At 54.8% G+C, this 6,319-nt stretch carries 4 protein-coding genes and 1 rRNA gene; all 5 read right to left on the minus strand.

The window, feature by feature from the left end:
* Nucleotides 1–92: 92 nt before the first annotated feature.
* The gene (gene aceK, locus ACOT1A_RS24230) at nt 93–1,832 is read right to left on the minus strand and encodes a bifunctional isocitrate dehydrogenase kinase/phosphatase (RefSeq protein WP_105322905.1); all 1,740 of its coding nucleotides are present in this window, start codon (nt 1,830–1,832) and stop codon (nt 93–95) included.
* A gap of 50 nt (nt 1,833–1,882) precedes the next feature.
* The gene (gene aceA / locus ACOT1A_RS24235) at nt 1,883–3,187 is read right to left on the minus strand and encodes an isocitrate lyase (protein ID WP_017694726.1); all 1,305 of its coding nucleotides are present in this window, start codon (nt 3,185–3,187) and stop codon (nt 1,883–1,885) included.
* 31 nt (nt 3,188–3,218) lie between these two features.
* On the minus strand, nt 3,219–4,820 hold the full coding sequence (gene aceB, locus ACOT1A_RS24240; protein WP_023299079.1) for a malate synthase A: 1,602 nt from the start codon (nt 4,818–4,820) through the stop codon (nt 3,219–3,221).
* A gap of 270 nt (nt 4,821–5,090) precedes the next feature.
* Nucleotides 5,091–6,020: a homoserine O-acetyltransferase MetA gene (gene metA, locus ACOT1A_RS24245; protein ID WP_022646716.1), complete on the minus strand. Its 930-nt coding sequence runs from the start codon at nt 6,018–6,020 to the stop codon at nt 5,091–5,093.
* 224 nt (nt 6,021–6,244) lie between these two features.
* Nucleotides 6,245–6,319 (minus strand): 5S ribosomal RNA (gene rrf / locus ACOT1A_RS24250); the annotation flags it as partial.

Here is a 6,319-nt window from a genome sequence, read left to right on the forward strand (position 1 = left end):
TCAGTCATTTAGAAAGCAACTTTATTGCTTCTGCATAAAAAAATTACTGGGGATCCCTCAGCCCACAGGGAGAGGGAGAAAACATGATGCCCTTACCCTGCGGGAGAGGGAGAAAAGCGGATGCAAAACCGCTGCTTGCGGCGGTAAGCGTAGACATCTTCCACGTGCCCGTTTTTAATCCGCGCTTGCAGCCCGCGCCAGTAGCTGGCGCGGAACAGATCGGCATGCATCTCTTCAAATAACGGCCCGATGCGTGGGTCCGCACACAGCCAGTGGCGAAACTCCTCCGGAAACACATCGCCCGGCGAGACGCTGTACCAAGGCTCGCTGGACAGTTCATCTTCCGGGTAGCGCGGCGGCGGGATATCGCGGAAGTTCACCTCGGTCATGTAGCAAATTTCATCGTAATCGTAGAACACCACCCGCCCGTGACGGGTGACGCCGAAGTTTTTAAACAGCATATCCCCGGGGAAAATATTGGCAGCGGCGAGCTGGCGGATGGCGTTGCCGTACTCTTCGATGGCATCACGTAAAGCCTGGCCCTCTGACTGTTCCAGCCAGATATTTAGCGGCACCATACGGCGCTCAATGTAGAGATGGCTGATCGCAATCTTATCGCCAAGATCGGTAATTTTCGTCGGCGCTTCCTGCATGAGCAGCGTCATTAGCGCCGGATCGATCTGCTGCTTATCCAGCACAAAGTTTTCAAACTCCTGGGTATCGGCCATTCGCCCGACGCGATCGTGCTCTTTTACCAGCTGATAGCAGGCACGGACGTGGGCTGCGGTCATCTCTTTCTGCGGGGCGAATTTATCCTTAATCACCTTAAACACCCGATCAAAGCCCGGCAGCGTGAAGACCAGCATCACCATGCCGCGGATACCCGGCGCTTCGATAAACTGCTCATCAGCCGTGGTGACATAACGCAGGTATTCCCGATAACTCTCCGTTTTGGCATGCTTCTGACAGCCAATCGCCATATACAGCTCGGCGGTGGTTTTACCCGGCAGGATCTCGCGCAGCCACTCCACCAGGGCGGCGGGCAGCGGGGCGTAGACCATGAAATAGGAGCGGGCGAAGCCAAATACGATACTCGCCTCAGCGCTGGTAGTCAGGCAGGTATCGACAAACAGTTCGCCGTCGTCGGTACGGTGAATGGGCAGCAGAAACGGCACGATGGCTGTCGGCGTAACCAGTTTGCCCACCAGCCAGGCGGCCTTATTGCGGTAGAAAAGCTCGTTGGCAACCTGCAAATGGCTGCGGCTGAGCACCGCCTCACCGAAGGTTTCACTGAGATACGCGTGGGTATAGCCGATATCCCGGGGTTTATTCTGCCACGGCAGGCGCAGCGGCAAATCCGTTAAGACGCGGTGCAGGAGCTTTTCCCAGCCGCGATCGGGAAAGAAATCTTTCGCCAGCGGACGCGGAATGGTACGGAAGCGTCGCTCGGGCTGGGAGCTGAAGATAAATAACCGCTCAGGAGATAATGAGCGGTGGTCAAATAACCGGCAATAGACGGAGTTGAAAAAGCTCTCCGCAATCTCGAAGCGCGGGTAGTCGGGTAACAGATGGGTGTAATGCTCTTTCACGCGCAGTAAAAATTCCGCATCCGGGCTTTTACCGTCGGTGATACAGCGCAGTTGTTCCACCACCAGACCTACGTGGTGATCATAGAGATGGATACGCTGCTTCATGGCCTGCTGAACCGCGTGCCAGTCGGCGTGCTCAAAACGCTGTTGCGCGCCAGAGGTAACTTCCAGAAAGCGGCCATACTGGGCATCGAAGCCCTGCAAAATAGTTTGGGCTATCAGTAATTCCAGACCACGCGACATATATTCCCCCTCACCCCAACCCTCTCCCCGGGGGGGGAGAGGGGGAAAGATCAGAACTGTGCTTCTTCCGTTGAGCCCGTTAATGCCGTGACGGAGGAAGTCCCGCCCTGAATAATCGTGGTCACATTATCGAAGTAGCCGGTTCCCACCTCCTGCTGGTGCGAAACGAAGGTGTAACCCTCTTTGCCCGCCGCAAATTCTGGCTGCTGTACCTTCTCAACATAGTGCTTCATGCCTTCGCCCTGTGCGTAGGCATGCGCCAGGTCGAACATGTTGAACCACATGCTGTGGATACCCGCCAGGGTGATGAACTGGTACTTGTAGCCCATATCCGACAGCTGCTGCTGGAAGCTGGCGATGGTCGTGTCGTCCAGATTTTTTTGCCAGTTGAAGGACGGTGAACAGTTATAGGCCAGCAGCTTGCCCGGATATTTCGCATGAATCGCATCGGCAAAGCGCTTCGCCAGCGCCAGATCCGGCGTGGAGGTTTCACACCAGACCAGGTCGGCGTAAGGGGCATACGCCAGGCCGCGGCTGATCGCCTGTTCAATACCGGCATGCGTGCGATAGAACCCTTCGCTGGTGCGTTCGCCGGTGATGAATTCGCTGTCGTACGGGTCGCAGTCAGAGGTGATCAGGTCCGCTGCGTCCGCATCGGTACGAGCAATGACCAGCGTCGGCACGCCGAGCACGTCAGCAGCCAGACGCGCGGCAACCAGCTTCTGGATCGCTTCCTGAGTTGGCACCAGCACTTTCCCGCCCATATGCCCACACTTCTTCACCGACGCCAGCTGATCTTCAAAGTGTACGGCCGCTGCACCGGCCTCAATCATCGATTTCATCAGCTCAAAGGCGTTCAGCACACCGCCGAAACCGGCTTCCGCATCGGCGACGATCGGCAGGAAATAATCAATAAAACGCGGATCGTGGGGCTCGATGCCCGCAGCCCACTGGATCTGATCCGCACGACGGAAGGTATTGTTGATCCGATCTACCACTGACGGCACCGAGTTCGCCGGGTAAAGAGATTGATCCGGATACATGCTGGAGGCCAGGTTAGCATCCGCCGCGACCTGCCAGCCGGAAAGATAGATAGCTTCAATGCCGGCCTTCGCCTGCTGCAATGCCTGACCGCCAGTCAGTGCGCCGAGGCTGTTGATATAACCTTTTTTAGACCCCCCGTGCAGCAGATCCCACATTTTCGCCGCGCCGTTCTGCGCCAGCGTACACTCCGGGTTAACCGAGCCGCGTAACTTCACCACTTCCTCTGCGCTGTACGGACGGCGAATGCCTTCCCAGCGCGGTTGGGTCCACTCTTTTTGTAACTCTTCGATCTGTTGGGTACGGGTTTTCATGTGCAGATGCTCCATATTGTTATGTGGTGAATTACGCCAGGAAGCGGTAGCCCGGCAGGGTCAGGAAGTCGATTAAGTCATCAGAGGTGGTGATTTGCTCCATCAGGCGCGCAGCGTCATTAAAACGCCCGCTGCTGAAGCGGTGCTCGCCCAGTTCGTCCTGGATGACCCGCATCTCTTCGGCCAGCATCTGACGGAACAGGGCTTTGGTGACCGGTTTGCCGTTGCTGAGCGTTTTTTGATGATGGATCCACTGCCAGATGGAGGTACGTGAAATTTCCGCCGTGGCGGCATCTTCCATCAGGCCGTAGATCGGCACGCAGCCGTTGCCGGAGATCCATGCCTCGATGTACTGCACGGCGACGCGAATATTGGCGCGCATGCCCTCTTCCGTACGCTCGCCCGCACACGGCGCAAGCAACTGTTCTTCTGCGATTGGCGCATCGTCTTCACGGGTGACAAACAGCTGGTTTTTGTTATCGCCGAGTACGCGGTTGAAGACCTCCATCGCCGTGTCGGCCAGACCGGGGTGGGCAATCCACGTCCCGTCGTGGCCGTTACGGGCTTCCAGTTCTTTATCGGCTTTCACCTTGTTGAGCACCTGGTTGTTACGCTCAGCATCTTTGCTCGGGATAAAGGCCGCCATACCGCCCATCGCAAAGGCGCCGCGTTTGTGGCAGGTCTTAATCAGCAGGCGCGAGTAGGCGCTGAGGAAGGGTTTATCCATGGTGACAACCTGACGATCCGGCAATACCCGGTCGGCATGGTTTTTCAGGGTTTTGATGTAGCTGAAGATGTAATCCCAGCGGCCGCAGTTCAGGCCCACAATATGGTCACGCAGCGCATGGAGGATCTCATGCATCTGGAATACGGCTGGCAGGGTTTCAATCAGCAGCGTGGCCTTAATGGTGCCGCGCGGCAGGCTGAAACGGTCTTCTGCGTAGCTGAAGACTTCACTCCACCACGCCGCTTCCTGCCAGGACTGGGTTTTCGGCAGATAGAAATAGGGGCCGCTGCCTTTCGCCAGCAGGTTCTTATGGTTGTGGAAGAAGTACAGCGCAAAGTCGAACAGGCTGCCCGGAATCGCTTCTCCGCGCCACGTAACGTGTTTTTCTGGCAAATGCAGACCGCGTACGCGGCAGATCAGCACCGCCGGATTCGGTTTGAGCTGGTAAATTTTACCGGCTTCGTTGGTATAGCTGATGGTGCCGTTGACGGCGTCGCGCAGGTTGATCTGCCCGTCGATAACTTTCTGCCAGTCCGGCGCGAGGGAATCTTCGAAGTCCGCCATAAATACTTTGACGTTGGCATTCATGGCGTTAATCACCATTTTGCGCTCTACCGGGCCGGTGATCTCTACGCGACGATCCTGTAAATCTTCAGGGATTCCGCGAATTTTCCATTCACCATGACGAATGGAAGCGGTTTCCGAAATAAACCCTGGCAACTTGCCGTTATCGATCTCCTGCTGTTGATGAATGCGTGCCGCCAGCAGTTTATTACGCTGTGGCGTAAAGCGAGTCACCAGTTCAGTCAGAAACTCTACCGCTTCTGCCGTCAAAACTTGCTGTTCTTGCTCACCATTCGGCTGGGTAAAGGTCAGTTCATCGACCGTTGTTGCCTGTTGAGTCATCGTTCTGCTCCTCATCAAAGATCCAAAATCACGCCCCCGATGCGAGCGAAAGATCGTTGTGTAGTTTTCGCTCAGCAGAATTAAGACTATCTATATTTTTTCCAAAATCAAAAACAATTTCCATTTTAATCCACACCCAATCACAACTGCATGATTAATTTGGGATTAAAGTTTTTCACGATGTTGAGTTGGATTTCGGAAATAAAAAAGGCACCTGAAGGTGCCTGATCTGAATAGCTGAAACGCTTTAGGATCGTTTAATGCAGACGATTACTCCAGCGTCGGATTCATGTGGCGCAGATCGTACGGCGTAATCTGGTAGACGTAATAGTTGAGCCAGTTAGTGAACAGCAGATTTCCGTGACTACGCCAGGTTGCCCGAGGCGTGTTTTGCGGATCGTTTTTCGGGAAATAGTTGTACGGGACATCCGGATTCAGACCCGCTTCAACGTCACGAAAATACTCTGACGCGAGGGTATGCGGATCGTACTCAGGATGGCCGGTAACGAACGCGATGCGTTTGTCTTTACTGGCGAACAGGTAGGCATCGCCGTCTTCCGTTTCGGCCAGGATTTCCAGGTCGGTATAATCGCGGATCAGCTGTGCCGGAAAATCGGCGTAGCGAGAATGCGGAGCCAGGAAAGTGTCATCGAAACCACGCGTCAGCAGCGCATGCGGGTGAAGAATGTGGTGTTCGTATACGCCAGAAAGTTTGTCGCTGCGGGTTTGCTTGGGAATACCATACAGGATATTCAATGCGGCCTGTACCGCCCAACAGACAAATAAGGTGGACGTGACGTGATCTTTTGCCCACTCCAGCACCTGCCTGATTTGTGGCCAGTAGGCAACGTCATTAAATTCCACCAGACCCAGCGGTGCGCCGGTGACGATCAGTCCATCGAAATTCTCATCGCGAATATCTTCAAAATTACAGTAGAAGTTATTCAGATGCTCAGCAGGCGTGTTGCGTGACTCACGGGCGTCAATGCGCAGCAGCTGGATATCAACCTGAAGCGGAGAGTTGGAGAGCAAACGCAGGAACTGGTTCTCCGTTTCGATCTTTTTTGGCATCAGATTGAGAATAAGCACCTTCAGCGGGCGAATTTCCTGACCTGTCGCACGCGAAGCCGTCATGACGAAGACATTCTCTTCACGCAAGAAATTGACGGCTGGTAGCTCGTCCTGCACCCGAATCGGCATAACCTTAAATCCTCACAACATACGTATAAACGTTTAGACATCCAGACAGCTAACGATACCCAGAAACGGGCTTAATGTCGAGTCTGCAAGCGAAAGGTGAGAAAGTTTCAAGGAGGGGATGGTGCGGTTTGATGCCCTCACCCCGGCCCTCTCCCACTGGGAGAGGGAGAAAAACAAAAGCAAAAAACCCCGCACCTTCCGGTACGGGGTTCTTTCTGTTTGATGCCTGGCAGTTCCCTACTCTCACATGGGGAGACCCCACACTACCATCGGCGCTACGGCGTTTCACTTCTGAGTTC

The organism is Enterobacter cloacae complex sp. SYL003 (genome assembly GCF_049236925.1).
GTDB lineage: Bacteria > Pseudomonadota > Gammaproteobacteria > Enterobacterales > Enterobacteriaceae > Enterobacter > Enterobacter intestinihominis.